The sequence below is a fragment of the Mesorhizobium sp. M0500 genome, from assembly GCF_040321165.1.
Taxonomy (GTDB): Bacteria; Pseudomonadota; Alphaproteobacteria; order Rhizobiales; family Rhizobiaceae; genus Mesorhizobium.
This window is the reverse complement of the sequence record NZ_JAMYRB010000011.1, coordinates 78,452-95,087: the sequence shown is the minus strand read 5'-3', so window position 1 is coordinate 95,087 and position 16,636 is coordinate 78,452. Positions and strand designations below refer to the sequence as shown.

General features: G+C 62.9%; 17 protein-coding genes. 10 read left to right on the top strand and 7 right to left on the bottom strand.

Annotated features, from left to right (window positions below):
• Positions 1–215 precede the first annotated feature (215 nt).
• Positions 216–611, top strand: a complete 396-nt coding sequence (locus tag NKI70_RS20305) for a hypothetical protein (protein ID WP_023674851.1) — start codon at positions 216–218, stop codon at positions 609–611.
• Between the two features lie 46 nt (positions 612–657).
• Here the strand turns inward: NKI70_RS20305 and NKI70_RS20300 are convergent, their stop codons facing one another.
• Both NKI70_RS20300 and cckA read right to left on the bottom strand, forming a co-directional pair.
• Positions 658–1,368: a purine-nucleoside phosphorylase gene (locus tag NKI70_RS20300; RefSeq protein WP_023674850.1), complete on the bottom strand. Its 711-nt coding sequence runs from the start codon at positions 1,366–1,368 to the stop codon at positions 658–660.
• 82 nt (positions 1,369–1,450) lie between these two features.
• Positions 1,451–4,024 (bottom strand): cell cycle histidine kinase CckA, encoded by a 2,574-nt coding sequence (gene cckA / locus NKI70_RS20295; protein ID WP_023674849.1) that lies wholly within the window; start codon positions 4,022–4,024, stop codon positions 1,451–1,453.
• Between the two features lie 203 nt (positions 4,025–4,227).
• Here cckA and NKI70_RS20290 point away from each other — a divergent pair, with 203 nt between their 5' ends.
• Positions 4,228–4,980, top strand: a complete 753-nt coding sequence (locus NKI70_RS20290; RefSeq protein ID WP_352697718.1) for a hypothetical protein — start codon at positions 4,228–4,230, stop codon at positions 4,978–4,980.
• Positions 4,981–5,061: 81 nt separating this feature from the next.
• Here the strand turns inward: NKI70_RS20290 and dksA are convergent, their stop codons facing one another.
• Positions 5,062–5,478, bottom strand: a complete 417-nt coding sequence (dksA, locus tag NKI70_RS20285) for an RNA polymerase-binding protein DksA (protein WP_023674847.1) — start codon at positions 5,476–5,478, stop codon at positions 5,062–5,064.
• 260 nt (positions 5,479–5,738) lie between these two features.
• Here dksA and NKI70_RS20280 point away from each other — a divergent pair, with 260 nt between their 5' ends.
• The 4 genes from NKI70_RS20280 (at position 5,739) to NKI70_RS20265 (ending at position 9,516) form a co-directional block, all read left to right on the top strand.
• A complete protein-coding gene (locus NKI70_RS20280; RefSeq protein WP_352697720.1) occupies positions 5,739–6,242 on the top strand; it encodes a SixA phosphatase family protein in 504 nt (167 codons plus the stop codon).
• A 62-nt stretch (positions 6,243–6,304) separates the two neighbouring features.
• Positions 6,305–7,783: a YcjX family GTP-binding protein gene (locus NKI70_RS20275; RefSeq protein ID WP_352697722.1), complete on the top strand. Its 1,479-nt coding sequence runs from the start codon at positions 6,305–6,307 to the stop codon at positions 7,781–7,783.
• On the top strand, positions 7,780–8,874 hold the full coding sequence (locus tag NKI70_RS20270; protein WP_352448741.1) for a YcjF family protein: 1,095 nt from the start codon (positions 7,780–7,782) through the stop codon (positions 8,872–8,874). The genes NKI70_RS20275 and NKI70_RS20270 overlap by 4 nt, the downstream gene beginning before the upstream one ends.
• Positions 8,875–8,961: 87 nt before the next feature.
• The gene (locus NKI70_RS20265; protein WP_352697724.1) at positions 8,962–9,516 is read left to right on the top strand and encodes a hypothetical protein; all 555 of its coding nucleotides are present in this window, start codon (positions 8,962–8,964) and stop codon (positions 9,514–9,516) included.
• Between the two features lie 63 nt (positions 9,517–9,579).
• Here the strand turns inward: NKI70_RS20265 and NKI70_RS20260 are convergent, their stop codons facing one another.
• The gene (locus tag NKI70_RS20260; protein WP_352697726.1) at positions 9,580–9,846 is read right to left on the bottom strand and encodes a hypothetical protein; all 267 of its coding nucleotides are present in this window, start codon (positions 9,844–9,846) and stop codon (positions 9,580–9,582) included.
• Between the two features lie 229 nt (positions 9,847–10,075).
• On the opposite strand from NKI70_RS20260, the gene NKI70_RS20255 reads away from it, so the two are divergent.
• Both NKI70_RS20255 and NKI70_RS20250 read left to right on the top strand, forming a co-directional pair.
• Positions 10,076–11,911, top strand: a complete 1,836-nt coding sequence (locus NKI70_RS20255) for a monovalent cation:proton antiporter-2 (CPA2) family protein (protein WP_352697728.1) — start codon at positions 10,076–10,078, stop codon at positions 11,909–11,911.
• Between the two features lie 17 nt (positions 11,912–11,928).
• Complete coding sequence (locus NKI70_RS20250; RefSeq protein ID WP_502894566.1) at positions 11,929–12,480, top strand: DUF924 family protein; 552 nt, start codon at positions 11,929–11,931, stop codon at positions 12,478–12,480.
• A 24-nt stretch (positions 12,481–12,504) separates the two neighbouring features.
• Here the strand turns inward: NKI70_RS20250 and folK are convergent, their stop codons facing one another.
• The 3 genes from folK to folP are packed head-to-tail and all read right to left on the bottom strand — an operon-like array spanning position 12,505 to position 14,221.
• Positions 12,505–13,029, bottom strand: coding sequence for a 2-amino-4-hydroxy-6-hydroxymethyldihydropteridine diphosphokinase (folK, locus tag NKI70_RS20245; protein ID WP_352568754.1), 525 nt, complete (start codon positions 13,027–13,029; stop codon positions 12,505–12,507).
• The gene (gene folB, locus NKI70_RS20240) at positions 13,013–13,372 is read right to left on the bottom strand and encodes a dihydroneopterin aldolase (RefSeq protein WP_352568755.1); all 360 of its coding nucleotides are present in this window, start codon (positions 13,370–13,372) and stop codon (positions 13,013–13,015) included. The genes folK and folB overlap by 17 nt, the downstream gene beginning before the upstream one ends.
• Before the next feature lie 3 nt (positions 13,373–13,375).
• Complete coding sequence (gene folP / locus NKI70_RS20235) at positions 13,376–14,221, bottom strand: dihydropteroate synthase (RefSeq protein WP_352568756.1); 846 nt, start codon at positions 14,219–14,221, stop codon at positions 13,376–13,378.
• 96 nt (positions 14,222–14,317) lie between these two features.
• On the opposite strand from folP, the gene NKI70_RS20230 reads away from it, so the two are divergent.
• Together NKI70_RS20230 and NKI70_RS20225 are read left to right on the top strand one after the other, a co-directional pair.
• Positions 14,318–14,935 carry a DUF922 domain-containing Zn-dependent protease gene (locus tag NKI70_RS20230; protein WP_023674836.1) on the top strand — a complete coding sequence of 206 codons (618 nt, stop codon included), beginning with the start codon at positions 14,318–14,320 and terminating at the stop codon, positions 14,933–14,935.
• A gap of 202 nt (positions 14,936–15,137) precedes the next feature.
• Complete coding sequence (locus NKI70_RS20225) at positions 15,138–16,619, top strand: MDR family MFS transporter (protein WP_352568757.1); 1,482 nt, start codon at positions 15,138–15,140, stop codon at positions 16,617–16,619.
• Positions 16,620–16,636: the final 17 nt, after the last annotated feature.

The window sequence follows — 16,636 nt, the reverse complement described above, 5'->3', positions numbered from 1 at the left end:
GAGATTTCCCAGCCCTGTCAGTCGGTTAATGTATTAGCCGCAGGAGATGAACCTCCCCTGCCAGGTTTGAAATGAGAAAAGATCACTCGTATCAGCCTAAGTTTTACTCACATATAGGCCAATGCCCGAATTTTGAGCAGCATCATATGAGCGCTGGCGAGGATTGCAGCGCCGCAGCGAAATGAGGCAAGTTCGAACCCTTAACGGGGGACTCCATGGCCTTCAGAGCTTCTTGCATTTTCACCGCCATGCTTCTGCTGGCGGCGACGACCGTAGCGCGCGCCGGCTTCAGCGACGGCAAGCTGCCGGACGGCTCCTATCATTGCGAAGTCTATCTGCTTGGCATGTTCCTCAGCCTCGGCGACATCACCATCAAGGGAAACGTCTATAGCGGTCCGGTGAGCTTCGGCATCGCGCCGCAAAGCTACAATTACCAGATGGATGCAGACGGCGTGATCACCTGGCTGGGTCCGCTGGGCGGCTACACCAGTGGCGGCAACTCGATCTCGCTTACGCAGGCGACGCTGGAAAGCGGAACCACCCCGTCCTTCGATATCATCATGAAGCAGCCAGACGGCGCCTTTACCGCCTCGACCTGCACGAAGCGTTGAAAAGTACGGAACCTGGCGAGGTTCCGTACTCCGAAGTAGAAGCCGCCTAGCTCTCCGCCGCCATGTCGAGCGCCAGCCGGGTCATATCGGTGAAAAGGCCCTGGCGTTCGGAATAGTCGGTCTGCTCGCCGGTTGCCACATTGTCGACGACGGTCAGGATCGACAGCGCCCGGGCGCCGAAATCGGCCGCAATGCGGTAGAGTGCGCTGGTTTCCATATCCACGGCGAGCGCCCCCTGTGCCTGTGCTTCGGCAAAGCGTTCGCGCCCCAGCGGATGATAAAAAATGTCGCTGCAGATCGTCAGCCCGGCCCGATGGTCGATCCCGAGTTCCGAAGCCCGGGCCAACGCCTGGGCCAACAATGCAGGATCGGGGCCGGCATCGGCACGATAGAGACCAAAAACCTGGCCGCTCTCCGCATTTTCGCCGCGCACCGATTGTGCGATCACCAGGCTGCGCAGCGCCATCTCGGCGGTCAGGCCGCCGCAGGTGCCGGTGCGGATCAACGTTTTCGCACCGTAGAAATCCAGCAGCTCGTGCACGTAGACCAGGAATGACGGGACGCCGATGCCGGTGGACTGGACGCTGACAGGCTTGCCGCGAAACAACCCGGTAAAGCCGAGCGCGCCGCGGCGGCGGTTGACGCAGCGCGACGCTTCCAGAAAGGTCTCCGCCATCCATTCAGCGCGCTGCGGGTCGCCCGGCAGCAGCACCGTGCTTGCGTAGTCGCCTTTGCTAGCCTCGTTGTGTGGCGTCACGGCATGCTTCCAAAACCCGTCGCCCGTTTCGCCTGCAATCATGGCAGTCTCACGACATTGCGCAAGCGGAGCGTTGGAAGGGTCAGGATTCCAGCATGTCCTTTACGATCGTGGCCAATTGCTTGAGCGAAAACGGCTTCGGCAAGAAGCCGAAATGCGCGTCGGCCGGCAAGTTCTTGGCGAACGCGTCTTCGGCATAGCCGGACACGAAGATAAACTTGATGTCGGGCTGCCGTTTGCGCAATTCGCCAAGCAGCGTCGGGCCATCCATTTCCGGCATCACCACGTCCGACACCACGACGTCGACCTTGCCGCCGAGCGCTTCGTAGACTTCAAGCGCCTCGACGCCCGACGACGCCTCGTGGACGGTGTAGCCGCGCGATTTCAGCGCCCGCATGCCGCCCATGCGCACGGCGTCCTCGTCCTCGACCAGCAGCACCGTGGCCGAGCCCGACAGATCCTTGGCTGAGTCGGCGATCTTGGCAGGGGCGGCCGGCACTTCTCCAGCCTCGCCCGCCTTCCTTGCCTCCGCAATGTGCCGCGGCAGGAAGATGCGGAACACGGATCCCTTGCCGACTTCGGAATCGCAGAAGATGAAGCCGCCTGTTTGCTTGATGATGCCATAGACCATGGACAGGCCGAGGCCGGTTCCCTTGCCAACCTCCTTTGTCGTGAAGAAGGGCTCGAAGATCTTTTTCAGCACATCAGGCGCGATGCCGCTGCCGCTGTCCTCGACCTCGACCAGCACATAGTCGGCCGGAGTAAGTTCGCGGTAGGAAAAGGTCTTGCACTCTCCGGCGCTGACGTTGCGGGTGCGTACGGTGAGCTCGCCGCCGGCCGGCATCGCATCGCGTGCATTGACCGCCAGATTGACCACCACTTGCTCGAATTGCCCGATATCGACCCTGACCGGCCACAGGTCGCGGCCATGGTCGATTTTGAGCTTGATGTCGTTGCCGACCAGCCGGGCAAGCAGCATCCTTAGATCTGCGAGCACGTCGGTCAGGTTGAGCACCTCCGGCCGCAGCGTCTGCTTGCGCGAGAAGGCCAGCAACTGCCGCACCAGCGAGGCCGCCCGGTTGGCATTCTGCTTGATGTTCATGATGTCCGGGAACGACGGATCGGACGGCCGGTGGTTGGTCAAAAGCAGGTCCGAGGCCATGATGATGGCGGTCAGCACATTGTTGAAATCATGCGCGATGCCGCCGGCGAGTTGGCCGACCGCCTGCATCTTCTGGCTCTGCGCCATCTGGCCCTCGAGGGCTTTTTGCTCAGTGGTCTCCACGGCATAGACGATGGCCGATTCCTCGGCGCCCTCGCCACCGGTACCGTCTGCGACCGCGTTGACGTAGAAGCGTATGTGGCGCTCCTCATTGCCGGGCAGCACCGTATCGATCGGCTCGATGTCAGCCTGTTGCTGGCGTGCCTTTTCAAAGGCCGCGGCGAAAGCCGGCCGGTCGCGCTCGTGGATCACCGTATCCAGCCGCACACGCCGATCGACCGCATCGCGGTCGACGACCGAGGAAAACAGCGACAGGAACGGCGCATTGGTGCGCAGGATGCGGCCGGCATGGTCGACGCCGGCTATCGCCATCGGCGTCGAGTTGAAGAACCGCGTGAAGCGTATTTCCGATGCGCGGAGGTCGGCCGAAGCGTCCTCGCCTTGCGTCCGGTTGAGCACGATGGTGCGAGTCGGGCCGTTGAGCCCCTCTCGGCTGGCCGAGACACGATGCATGAAGCGCACCGGCAGCGCCTCGCCGGTCATCGTCGTCAGATCGAGGTCGATAACGGCATTGCGCGTGGTACCAGCGTCGGCCTTGACCGAACGGACCAGCGCCATGCCGTCGCCGGCGACGATCTCCGGCAGCGTGATGGCGCCGGGAGTGAAGCTGGCCAGGTCGATGCCCAGCCACTCCGCAAGGGTCGCGTTGATATAGGTGACGCGGCCTTCCTGGTCGGCCGAAAAGAAACCGGCCGGCGCATGGTCGAGGTGATCGATCGCCTTTTGCAGGTCGAGAAAGAACCGCTCCTGCTCGGCCCGTTCCTGCGAGATGTCGGCAAGCTGCCAGGCAAGCATGGGCAGCCGCTGGCCGGGAACGCTGAAGGCGCGGGCCCGAACGCGGTACCAGCGAGCGCCCGGTTCGGCGCCTGGCCGAATGGACTGCGCGAGCCGAAACTCGCCGTCGCCAGGCTGGCCATCACGCAGGCCGGACGCCAGCCGGTATATGGTCACCGAGGCCTCGGGAACGTCTGAAAGCAAACCTTCGACGGTCTTGAGGTCGGCGGCCGACTCGGCACCCGTCATATCGGCATAGGTCCGGTTGGCGTAGATGATACGGCCTTTGGTGTCGGTGACCAGGAGACCTTGCGACATCGAATCGACGAAGGCTTTCGACAGTTCGTCGCTTGTCGAGCGCGGCGTGATGTGCACGAAGCCGATCGCAGTGGCGAACAGAAAGCCGACGCCGATCATCGCCAGCACGCCAAGCATGCCGAGCAGGAATGGATCGCCAAGTCGCTCGCGGAAAAGGCCGAAGACGATCGCTGCCCCTGTCAGGACGACGATGAAGACGATGAGCCGGGTGACCGCGCCCGGTCGCGTGTTCTGGTCGACGATAGGTACCGGATAGAAATCGCCGCGCGCTTCCTTGGCCATGTGCCCCCTGCTCGTGAATTCCGGTGTCGGTTGAATCATATTCTCAGGGTCGGGAAAAGGCCCGGCGGCAAATGTCCGCTAAAAATGACGCCGTTCGGCTCCCGGTGCTTCAAGCTGTTCACGAAGCGTGAAAGGCAACTTGCGGTGGCCTGCCGCAACAGTCTAGTGTCGCCTCTCTTCGAAAGCCGATTTTGGGGGAACCAATGCTGCAATGGCTGGATGGCGTGGCGGGTCCTGGTTATGCCGCAGCAATCCTATGGACGTTTGCAGTACTTGTCCTTCTGCTCATCATTCTTCTCATCATCAAGCTGGTCCGCAGCCTGACGTTCGGAACATTCGTCGCCGGCGGCAGGAACCGCAAGACGCGGCTGGCCGTCATGGACGCCACAGCGGTCGACAGTCACCGTCGGCTGGTGCTGGTGCGCCGCGACGATATCGAGCACCTGCTTTTGATCGGTGGCCCGACCGACGTCGTCGTCGAGCGCGACATCAGGCTCTCGGCGCTGCGCCGCCCGGCATTGACCGGAGACAACAGCCACCAGCCGGCAGCAAGGTCGGCTCAGACCACAGCCGCGCCGGCGAGGCAAGCGCCGCCGCAGCCGGCAAGTGCAGCCGCAACGCCCGTCCGAGCCCGCCAGACGGCGACAATCCCGGCAATAATGCCGGCGCCGGCGCCGAAACCGGCATCGAACGTCACACCGTTGCCAAGTTATGGATCCGTCAACGCCAATGCCTCGCGACATGCACCGCCGCCGGCAAGACAGGACTCCCCGGCAAGATACGAGCCGCCGGCACAGCACGAGTCGATTGACGATGCGCTGATGAAGGAGCTGGAGGTTTCCCTCGACGAGCCACGCTTCAGCCAAACGCCGAGCAAGCCGGTGGCGAAGGCATCGCCCTCTCTCGACGACGAGATGACGAAGCTCCTCGGCGAGTTGTCCAATCAGAAAAGATAGGCCGATAGCGAACGGCCAATGAAAATGGCCGGAAAACCGGCCATTGTGAACACTTATCGCTGCTGCTGTTTACCCACCGACTCAGTCGTCGCGGTAGACCTTCTCGCGCCGCTCATGGCGCTCCTGTGCCTCGATCGACAAGGTGGCGATCGGGCGCGCGTCGAGCCGCTTCAGCGCGATCGGCTCGCCCGTCTCCTCGCAATAACCGTAAGTGCCTTCGTCAAGGCGCTGGAGGGCCGAATCGATCTTGGAGATGAGTTTTCGCTGGCGATCGCGGGCGCGAAGTTCGATGGCGCGGTCGGTTTCGGAGGAGGCGCGATCGGCGAGGTCGGGGTGGTTGGCGTTTTCCTGCTGCAGGATTTCGAGAGTTTCGCGCGCTTCGCGCAAGATGTCGTTCTTCCAGGTGACGAGCTTCATGCGAAAGTAGGATTTCTGCCGCTCGTTCATGAACGGCTCGTCTTCGGAGGGCACGTAATCGGCGGTAACGATGTCGTTCATTCGACTCACCCAACAAACCCCAAATTTGGCGCCTATATATTCGCGGACCGAAAGCTGCACAAGGTCAATCGACAACAGTTTCACGCAATTGTTAGTCTCGGACAAACCAGCATCTGCGATGCCCTTTTTGCGAAGAATACGACCGAATCCGTACATGATTCGCTATGCTTGAGGGGTGCTTGCCATTGCGCACGGAGCTCTTCTGATGGCAAATCCTGCGGCGTGCTGACGGGTTCGGTGCCCGGCACAACGGGGATCCGGTGACCAGACTTTACCTGCTGAGGCATGCGAAGGCCGGCTGGGCGCTGCCTGGCGTGGCTGACTTCGATCGCCCGCTCGATCCATCCGGCTTCGCCGATGCCGAAGCGATGGGCGTGCTGATGCGTTCCCGCAAATGCGCACCGGCCCTCACCCTTTGCTCAAGCGCCAAGCGCGCCCGCCAGACGCTGGAAAGCTTGGCTGGCCAGACGGACACGGGCCGGGTGCTGTTCTGTGACACCCTCTACAGCGACGATGCCGCCGCGTACCTCACTGCCATCCGGCAGAATGGCGGGCTGGATGCCTTGCTCGTCATCGGCCACAATCCGATGATTGAGGATCTCGCCATGGCGCTCTCAGGCGACGGCGACGAGACCGCGCGGGCCATGCTGAACCACGGCTTCCCGACCTCCGCACTTGCGGTGGTCCGGTTCAACGGCAGACTTGCCGAGGCTGCGCCAGGCACCGGCTATCTCGAAGCCTTCCTGACGCCTGCCGATATCTGAGGCCATTTCAAAGCCGCGCATCAAAGCCTATATCGGATCCTGACCGGCCCGCGAGAACAGATTTGGCATCATCGCTGACGACTTTTACCGACGAGGCGAAGATTGCCTTGGATACGTTGTCAGGCCGCGCTGCCGGGCTTTTCGCTCCGTCACTGCGTCTTGGCGTGACCGGGCTGTCCCGCGCCGGCAAGACGGTGTTCATCTCGGCCCTTGTGCACAATCTGGTCCATGGCGGACGCTTGCCGCTGTTTGAGGCACAAAAATCGGGGCGCATCGCCCGGGCTTTTCTCGAAGAGCAGCCGGACGACGCGGTACCACGCTTCCAGTACGAGGATCACATCGCGGCTCTTGTCGACGATCGCGTCTGGCCGGATTCGACGCGTGCGATTTCCGAACTGAGGCTCACCATCGAATACGAATCGGCCTCTGGCTGGAGCCGCATGTTTTCCGCCGGCAAATTGTCGGTCGACATCGTCGATTATCCCGGCGAATGGCTGCTCGACCTGCCGCTGCTCGGCAAGTCCTACGCCGATTTTTCGCGTGAGGCCTTCGAGATGGCCGTGTTGCCGGTGCGTGTCGACCTTTCGCGGGAATGGCGGGCGCTCTCCAATCCGGTCGACCCCAACGCCGAGGCCGACGAGATGACGGCGCGCCGTCTCGCTGAGAGCTTCGCGGCCTATCTCAAGGCCTGCAAACTCGACGAGCGGGCGCTTTCGACCTTGCCGCCCGGCCGCTTCCTGATGCCCGGCGATCTTGAAGGCTCGCCCGCTCTCACCTTCGCGCCGCTGCCGAATCTGGGCGGCCGGCGCGCCCGCTCGGGATCGCTGCAGGCTATGATGGAGCGGCGCTACGAGGCTTACAAGACGCATGTCGTCAAACCGTTCTTTCGCGAACACATCACGCGTCTCGACCGCCAGATCGTGCTCATCGACGCATTGCAGGCATTGAATGCCGGCCCCGGTGCGATGGCCGATCTGGAGCGCGCGGTCACCGAAATCCTGTCCTGTTTCCGGCCCGGCCGGGGCAACTTCCTGACCGACCTGTTTTCGAGGCGTATCGACCGCATATTGGTGGCCGCGACCAAGGCCGACCATCTGCACCACGAAAGCCACGACCGGCTGCAGGCGATCGTGCGGCGGCTAGCCGACCGAGCCGTGGCGCGGGCGAATTTCACCGGCGCCGACGTCGACGTCGTCGCTATGGCTGCCATGCGCGCGACCCGGGAAGGCACGGTCAAGCAGGGCCGCGAGACTTTGCCGGTCATTATCGGCACGCCATTGCGCGGCGAAAAAATCGATGGCGAAACCTTTGACGGAAAGACCGAAACAGCCATATTTCCCGGTGACTTGCCGGAGAAAGTTGATGCGGTGTTCGACGTTTCCGAATCGACCCGCCGGCAGAACAATGACGACCCCGCGATCCGCTTCGTGCGCTTTCGCCCGCCGAAACTCGAGCGCACCGCCGAGGGTGTGACGCTGTCGCTGCCGCATATCAGGCTCGACCGCGCGCTGCAGTTCCTGATCGGAGATCATCTCGCATGAGTGCGCCCCGCAGACCGGCGGCCTTTCGCATAGAGCCGGAGCCCCAGCAGAAGGAAGATTCGACGGCTCACCATGCTGCGTCCGAGGCCGCGCCGGCGCGAAAGCCGCGTACCGTGACGGCGGATCTTGCCGTGGTCACACCGGCGGAGATCGACGTCTTCGACGAGCCTGATATCGTCGCTGCCGAACCGCCGCCGGCGATTGCGCCGCGAAAACGTTCGCCGCTTGGCAGCCTGTTCTTCGGCGCGCTGGGCGTTCTGGTTTCGCTCGCCGTCGGCCTCTGGACCGACCAGCTGATTCGCGACCTGTTCGAGCGCGCCGAGTGGCTGGGCTGGCTGGCTGCCGCTATGGCCGCGATCGCCATCCTGGCGCTTCTGATCATCCTGGTGCGCGAATTCATGGCGATTGCCCGCCTTGCCGAGGTCGAAAAGTTGCAGAAGCGGGCGCTCGATGCGATTGCCCGTGACGATCCGAAGGCCGCCCGCGCCGTGGTCGACGAGTTGTCGGTCTTTGTCTCGGCCAAGCCTGAAACCGCGGCCGGCAGGCGCTCGCTGGCCGAATTGCGCGGCGAGATCATTGACGGCGGCAATCTGGTGCGGCTGGCCGAGACCGAGATACTCGGCCCGCTCGATGCCCGCGCCAGGGTGATGATCCTCGAAGCGGCGAAGCGCGTCTCGCTGGTGACCGCGGTCAGCCCCCGCGCGCTGGTCGACGTCGCTTATGTCGTGTTCGAAGCCGGCCGGTTGATTCGCCGGCTGTCGGAGCTTTATGGCGGCCGCCCCGGCACGCTTGGCTTTTTTCGCCTGGCGCGCAGCGTTCTGGCCCATCTCGCGGTCACCGGGTCGATCGCCGTCGGCGACAGTTTCGTCCAGCAGATCGTCGGCCACGGCCTTGCCGCCCGGCTCTCGGCCAAGCTCGGCGAAGGCGTCGTCAACGGCATGATGACTGCGCGCATCGGCATTGCAGCGATGGAAACCGCAAGGCCCCTGCCCTTTTACGCGGTCAGGCGGCCCGGATTGGGCGATTTCCTCTCCGCGCTGACCTCCTTTGCAGCAAAGAAAGAAAAAGAAACATCCGCTTCCGGAACGTGACTATTGCCTTGGGGTGACAAAGCATTAACCAATCTTGTCCATGGTCGGAAGCGTCCAAACCAGTCTCTTTGTTGCCGGGTGTCGTCGATGAAAAGCGTTATTCTGTCCAGCGGGCTGCCCGTGGCGCTCGCGCTTGTCGCAACCGTCGGCATTGCCGGAAACGCTTCGGCGGCGGAACCGGACAAGCAGTTCTTTCGATCGGTCGAAGGCAAATGGGTCGGCCCCGGAGAAATCGTTGCCGGCAAATACAAAGGCACGAAATTCACCTGCAGCTTCATCGGCTCGACGCCTGACGGCAAGGTCGGCATGTCGCTCGACGGCGGCTGCCGGGTCGGTATGTTCACTCAGCAGATGTCGGCAACGATCGAACACAAGGGCCGGCAGGGCTACAAGGGCAGCTTTATGGGCGGGGCCGCCGGCTCCGGCCTCGACATTATCGGCGGCAATGTCGTCGATGCGCACAAGGTGGTTTTCACCATCAATCGCAATCAGTTGCGCGGCGTTATGCAGGCGCTTGTCCCCGACGACAATTCAATGACGGTGACCGTTGCCGTGCGCGTCGACCAGCAGCTGGTCCCGGTCATCGGCATGAAGCTGAAGCGGATCGATGCAGTCGAGGTCGGCTCCATAACTCCGAACTGACTTTCAGCGTGAGAAGGGCGGCGGCCAAACGGCGCCGCCCTCTTTTGATTTGCAAATGGGCGCTCAGTCCTTGATCGCGGCAATCACTTCGTCATAGGCCTTGCAGGCCTCAGCCGCTGTCGTGCCGCTCTGATATTTGGTTGTGACCGCCTGGACCTTGGCCCCGAGGTCGGCTGCCTTGGCCGGATTCTTGGTAATCGCAGCCTGAAGTGCCGCAGTCATGTCCTGGGCCTTCTTGGTCAGCATCTCGGTCGTGCACTCCGGCGCCTTCGAACAGGCAGAACCGGCAAGTGCCGCGATGCCAACGGCAAGCAGCAAGAACTTCTTCATGTCAGTCATCTCCTCAAAAAAGGGCCGCGACTTGATCGTCGCTCGCCCTTCACTGGCCGAAGCCGGGCGTCCTTAGCGCCGGATTGCTGGAACAAGCAACGCGCGGGAGCCCATTATCCTGTTCAGTGCGCCTGCAATATCGCCTTCACAACACGCCGGATTCGCACTGTTCGATCCGCCCCGAAGCCCCTATCTTGGCCGCTTGTTGCAAGAGAGCGGAACGGCAGGCATGGCGGCAGAGGCATCGAACGGCGATCTGATCCAGGTGGTGGCGCTGCTCGCCGCCGGCGTCGTTGCGGTGCCGATCTTCAGGCGCATCGGACTTGGCTCCATCCTCGGCTATTTGACGGCCGGCGTCGTGATCGGTCCGTTCGGGCTGCGCATCTTTTCCGAATCGGAAGCCATTCTTCATGTCGCCGAACTCGGCGTCGTCATGTTTCTGTTCATCATCGGGCTGGAGATGCAGCCGTCACGGCTATGGGGCATGCGCCGCGAGATTTTCGGGCTTGGCGCGCTGCAGGTCGGCGTCTGCGCGGTCCTGCTGACCGGCGTCGGGCTGGCGGGAGCTTTTCCTATCGCGCAATCCTTCGTCGCCGGCGCCGGTTTCGTGCTCACCTCGACGGCCATCGTCATGCAATTGCTGGAAGAACGCGGCGAACTGGCCACGCCCAAGGGCCAGCGCATCGTTTCGGTCCTGCTTTTGGAAGACCTGGCCATCGTGCCGCTGCTGGCGCTGATCGCCTTCCTCGCGCCGGGCGGCGCCGATATGAGCCTGTCGGATCGGTTGACGGAGGTCGGCATCGGCCTTGCCGCGATCGTCGGGCTGGTGCTTGCAGGACGCTATCTGCTCAATCCGTTCTTCCGTATCCTGGCGGATGCGCGCGCCCGCGAGGTGATGACCGCAGCCGCCCTTCTGGTCGTTCTCGGATCGGCGCTCGCCATGCAGCTTTCCGGCCTGTCGATGGCGATGGGCGCCTTCCTGGCCGGCGTGCTTTTGTCGGAATCGACCTTCCGCCACCAGCTGGAGGCCGACATCGAACCGTTCCGCGGCATTCTGCTCGGACTGTTCTTCCTCGCCGTCGGCATGTCGCTCGACCTGCATGTGGTCGTCGTCAACTGGCAGCTCATTGCCATCTATGTCGTCGCCTACATGATGATGAAGGCGATCGGCATCTATATCGTCGCCCGCATTCTCAAAACCGGCCACCGGGAAGGGCTCGAGCGCGCGGTCTTCATGGCGCAAGGCGGCGAATTCGCCTTCGTCCTCTATTCCGCAGCAGCGGCAGTCGGGATCATCGATAGCCAGGCCAATGCGATGCTAACCGCCATCGTCATCATTTCCATGGTGCTGACGCCGTTGGCAATCATAGCCCTGCGGTATCTGACGCCGCGCGACGAGCAGTCGCTTGAAGGCGTCGATGTCGCCAACGGCCTGACCGGCAGCGTGCTGATCATCGGCTTTGGCCGGTTCGGCCAGATCGCCAGCCAGCCGCTTTTGTTGCGCGGGATCGACGTATCGATCATCGACAATGAGGTCGAAATGATCCAGGCGGCGGCCGATTTCGGCTTCAAGGTCTATTACGGCGACGGCACGCGGCTGGACATCCTGCGTGCCGCGGGAGCCGGGCGCGCACGCGCCGTGCTGATCTGCGTTGACAAGCCCGATGCCGCCGTGCGCATCGCCGAGCTCATCAAGGCGGAGTTTCCGTTGCTGACGGTGCTGGCGCGGGCTTTCGACCGCGGCACGGCGTTGCAGCTCATTCGTGCCGGCGTCGACTATCAGCTCCGCGAGACGTTCGAATCGGCGCTTGTCTTCGGCGGCTCGACACTGGAAGCTCTCGGCGTCGATCCGGAAGAGGTCGCCGAGGTAGTCGAGGACGTCCGCCGCCGCGATGCTGCCCGTTTCGAGCTTCAACAGGCCGAAGGCATACGCGCCGGGCGGCGTTTCCTCAAAGGCAATATCGGCACCCCCATCCCGACGCCGCTCAGCACGCCACGGCGCGTGGGCCAGGCGCTCAACGAGGAGACCGCCGGCGTGCTGCAGAAATCCGAACCGGCCGATTAAACGTTGGAAAGACGCGAATGATGAACGAACTGGACGAGCGCGCTGTCTCCATCACCAGATTCTGGCGCGACGCCGGGGAGGACGCGTGGTTCGAGAAGAACGACGCCTTTGATGCCGACTTCCGCACCCGGTTTCTCGATCTGCACTTTGCCGCCGCCCGCCGCGAATGCGACGGCTGGTCCGAACACGCCGAAGGGTCGCTGGCACTGATGATCCTGCTCGACCAGTTTCCGCGAAACTGCTTTCGCGCCACCGGCCACATGTACGCCACGGACCCGCTGGCGCGGCATTTCGCCGGGAAAGCGATCGCTGCCGGCCATGACCTGGCACTCGACGAAGAGCTCCGCGTTTTTCTCTATCTGCCCTATGAGCATTCGGAGGACCTCGCCGATCAGCTCAAATCGGCAGAGCTTACCGCCGCCAAAGCCCCGATCTATCTGAAATATGCGATCGAGCATCGCGACATCATCCAGCGCTTCGGCCGCTTTCCGCATCGAAACAGGATGCTTGGCCGCGAGACGACACCGGACGAACAAATGTTCCTCGACGGAGGTGGGTTCTCCGGCTGATTTCAGGCACCGATGGCGGCAGCATCAGGTTTTCCACCAATCCCGGCCTGACGGCAGCCGTTCAATGCCCGATGTGTCGACGGCGGCCAGCCGCTCCGATACGCTCTTGCCGTCGACCACAAGCTCCGGCGCAATTTCTGCCAGCGGCGCCAGCACGAAGGCGCGCTCCAGCATGCGCGGATGCGGCACCTCCAGTCCGGTCTCGTGGATGATGCGGTCGCCGAACACCAGAATGTCGATATCGATCAGGCGTGGACCCCAGCGCTCCTCGCGCACCCGCTTCAGTTTTCGCTCGGCGTCGAGGCAAAGGTCGAGCAAAGCCCGTGGCGCGAGCGCGGTCGAGATTTCGGCCGTCGCGTTGAGGAAATCCGGCTGATCGAGCTTGCCCCAGGGGGGCGTGCGGTAGAGCGACGAAACGGCAACGACGCGCGTTCTCTCGTTGGCATCCAGAATGCCCAGTGCCGCAGCCATCGACTTCGCCGGATCGCCGAGATTGCCGCCAAGGCTGAGATAGACGGTGTTGTTGTTGTTACTATTCTGGCCAGACAACGGTCACCTCGACATGATCGAGCACACCCGGCACCGGGGCGTTCGGCTTGCGCACGGTGATTTCGGCCTTTTTGATCTGCGGAAACCGCGCCGTCAGCGCCCTCGCCACTTCGAGCGCCAGCGCTTCGATCAGAAAGCGCCGTTCGCCGGTAATGATCTTCTCGATGACCGCAAAGGCGATGCCGTAATTGACGGTGTCCTCGATGGAATCCTCGACCAGCGCCTGCCCGGGATCCACCGTGAGTGCCGCATCGACATAAAAGCGCTGGCCGAGCGTCTCTTCTTCGTCCAGCACACCGTGCCGGGCAAAGAAGGCGCAGTTCTTCATGCGGATGACATACATGGCTCAGCTTTCCCCGATCTCACGTGCCAGCATAGCATCGGCGATGGCCAGCGCATCCACGTTGATTGCGACATCGTGGACGCGAAAGAGATGCGCGCCTTTGAGCCTCAGGATAACGCTGGTGGCCGCGGTCCCGGCGCCTCTTGCGGCTGCGTCGCGGCCGGTGACGGTGCCGATAAAGCGCTTTCGCGATGTGCCGGCCATCAGTGGAAAACCCAGCGCATGAAGCTCGGAAAACCGTGCCATCAGGTCAAGATTTTCCGCTGCCGTCTCCTTGGCAAAGCCGAAGCCCGGATCGAGCACGATATGGTCGTCGGCAACACCGCTCCGCCGCGCGATTTCCAGCGACTTCCTGAGGAAGAAGAGCTGATCGGCAATCACGTCGGGCAGTTTCTGCCGGTCCCGTCCAGTGTGCATGACGACAAGGCCAGCGCCGGTTTCGGCCGCGACCCGGGCAATGCCCGGTTCGCGCTGCAGGCCCCAGACGTCATTGACGATATGCGCGCCGGCTTGGACGGCAAGCCGGGCCGTATCCTCGCGATAGGTATCGACCGAGATCAGCGTTCCGCCAGACGTCGCGAGCGCCTCGATGACCGGCAATATGCGAGCCTGCTCTTCCTTTGCGGAGACCGCAGACGCCCCGGGACGTGTCGATTCTCCGCCGATGTCGATGACGGAGGCCCCCTCCTCGACCATGCGGCGCGCCTGAGCCACTGCTTTTTCCGGCGCATCGAACAGGCCGCCGTCGGAAAAACTGTCCGGCGTGATGTTGAGGATGCCGACGACCACGGCCTTGCCGCCAAGGTCGAGATGGCGTCCGTGCGCCAATTGCCATCGCCCTGTCATCATTGCCCATCAACCATGTTCGATCTCGCGGCGTGGCGGGGGATCAATTCCGTTGCGCCGAGGACGGCGGTAAAGCAAGGTGGGGAAAGAGGCAACACGATGAAACGATCCCTCCTCTGCGCCCTGATGCTCGCTCTGACCGCATTCCCGGCCGGCGCTGCAACTCTCGTCAAGACATATAGTTATTTCCCGATCGGCGGCAGGACGCTCGACGACATCGAGACCCAGCTGTCGAAACTCGGGCCTCAGGTGAAAAGCACCGGGTCGCGGCATCCGGGAGCTACCCAGATGGCGTTCACCACCCGCGTCAGCTATGCGCAAAAGCCGGGCTCGTGCTGGATTGCCGACGCTGTCGTCACCGTCAAGGTCAAGGTCATCCTTCCTGAGTGGCGCCGCCCGCGCAAAGCCGATGCCGGCGTCAGGCTGTTCTGGGATACGTTGTCCGCCGACATCAAGCGCCATGAGGAACGCCACGTCGAGATTGCCAAGAACCACGGCCGCGAACTAGAAGACGCCTTGAAGGCGAGCTACCCGGAAAAGACCTGCGAACTGGCAAAGGCCAAGGCCGCAAAAATCACTGCGGCCATGCTTGCCAAACACGACCAGGACCAGATGCGCTTCGATCGCGTCGAAAGCGCCAATTTCCAAAGCCGCATCCTGCGGCTTTTGCACTATCGCATCGAGCGCATTGAGAACGGCCGGCTCGCTCCCGGCTGAACTCCGCGTCGTCGGACAAAGCCAATTTTGCCGAAACATAGTGCCAGCTTCGGAAAACTTTCGAGCCGCTGTCGAAATCGGCCTATAGCGAACGACATATGCCAGGTTCGCAGGGATCAGCCTCCGGCAAACGCCAATCGGCGTACCTAGATGCTTCCCAGCCCGTCGCGGACGTGCACGCAGGCATAATGGATGAACGGATATGGACCAGGCTGTCGACAAGCAAACGATGGTGGAAACCAGCGCGCCGCTGACCGAAACCGAGAAAAACGCCATCATCGGCGGCGTGCTTTTGTCGATGCTGCTGGCGGCGCTCGACCAGACCATCGTCGCGCCGGCGATGCCGACGATGGCCCGTCTGCTCGGGCATGCCGAATATCTGCCATGGATCGTGACCGGCTATCTTCTGACCGCGACCGCCGTGGCGCCGCTCTACGGCAAGATCTCCGATATTTATGGTCGCCGGCCGACCGTCTATGCTGCAATCCTGATCTTTCTCGCCGGCTCGCTGGTCAGCGCCACGGCCCCTAACATGCTGGTCCTGGTTGTCGGCCGGGCGATCCAGGGCGCCGGTGGCGGCGGCCTGTTCGCCCTGACGCAGACCGTGATCGGCGACCTCGTGCCGCCGCGCGAGCGGGCCCGATACGCCGCCTGGATCTCGGGCACATGGGCCGTCGCCAGCATCGCGGGGCCGCTCCTCGGCGGCACCTTCGCCGAACATCTGCATTGGTCGCTGATCTTCTGGATCAACATTCCGCTCGGCCTGCTGGCCATGGCGATCATCAACAACCCGCTCAAGAAGCTGCCGATCGCCGCAAAACATCACCGCATCGACGGCCTCGGCGCGCTGCTTCTGGTCGCGGCCACCTCGCTGCTGCTGCTTGCCTTGAACTGGGGCGGCAGCGAGTATCCGTGGCTGTCGCCTGAAATCCTTGGACTGCTCGCCTGCTCGGCGGTGTTCTGGAGCGCGTTCGCGCTGCGGCTCATGCGCGCGGCCGAACCGCTGATCTCGCTCGAAGTGCTCGGCAATCCGATCGTTCTCGCCGGCACATTGTCGATGTTCCTACTGCAGGCCGCCAATGTCGGCCTGTCGGTCTATCTGCCGGTCTACCTGCAATCGGTCGTCGGCCTGTCGGTCAGTCAATCGGGCACCGCGTTGCTTGGGCTGATGCTCGGCACGGTGGCCGGTGCGACATTCAGCGCGCGAATGATCCCGCGCTTTTTCCACTATAAGCGCATTGCCATGATCGGAACTGTTTTCTCGATCCTGTGCCTCGGCGTGCTCAGCCTGGTCGCCGGGCATGCCTCACTTTTGCTCGTCGAGGTGTTGACGACCTGCGTAGGCCTGGGTACAGGCACGACCTTTCCGGTTGCCACCGTCTCGGTCCAGAACGCCGTCGATCGCATGCACCTTGGCGTAGCGACCGGCGTTCTCACCTTCCTGCGCTCGCTGGGCAGCGCGCTTGGCGTCGCTATGCTCGGTGCCGTCGCCCTTGGTTACGGGCTGCCGCTGGCCAGCGAAGGCACGCAGCCGGCCGGCCATATCGCCTCGGCCATGCCGTTCGTGATGATCTTTCTTGCCGCGGCCGCGATCTTGCTGTTGTCGCTCATCACGCTCTGGCTGATGCCGGAGAAAACGCTTCGCGGCCATGCCGAGGCTGTGGCTCCAGCCCTGGCGGAGTAGACCGGCCCGACGAAAAT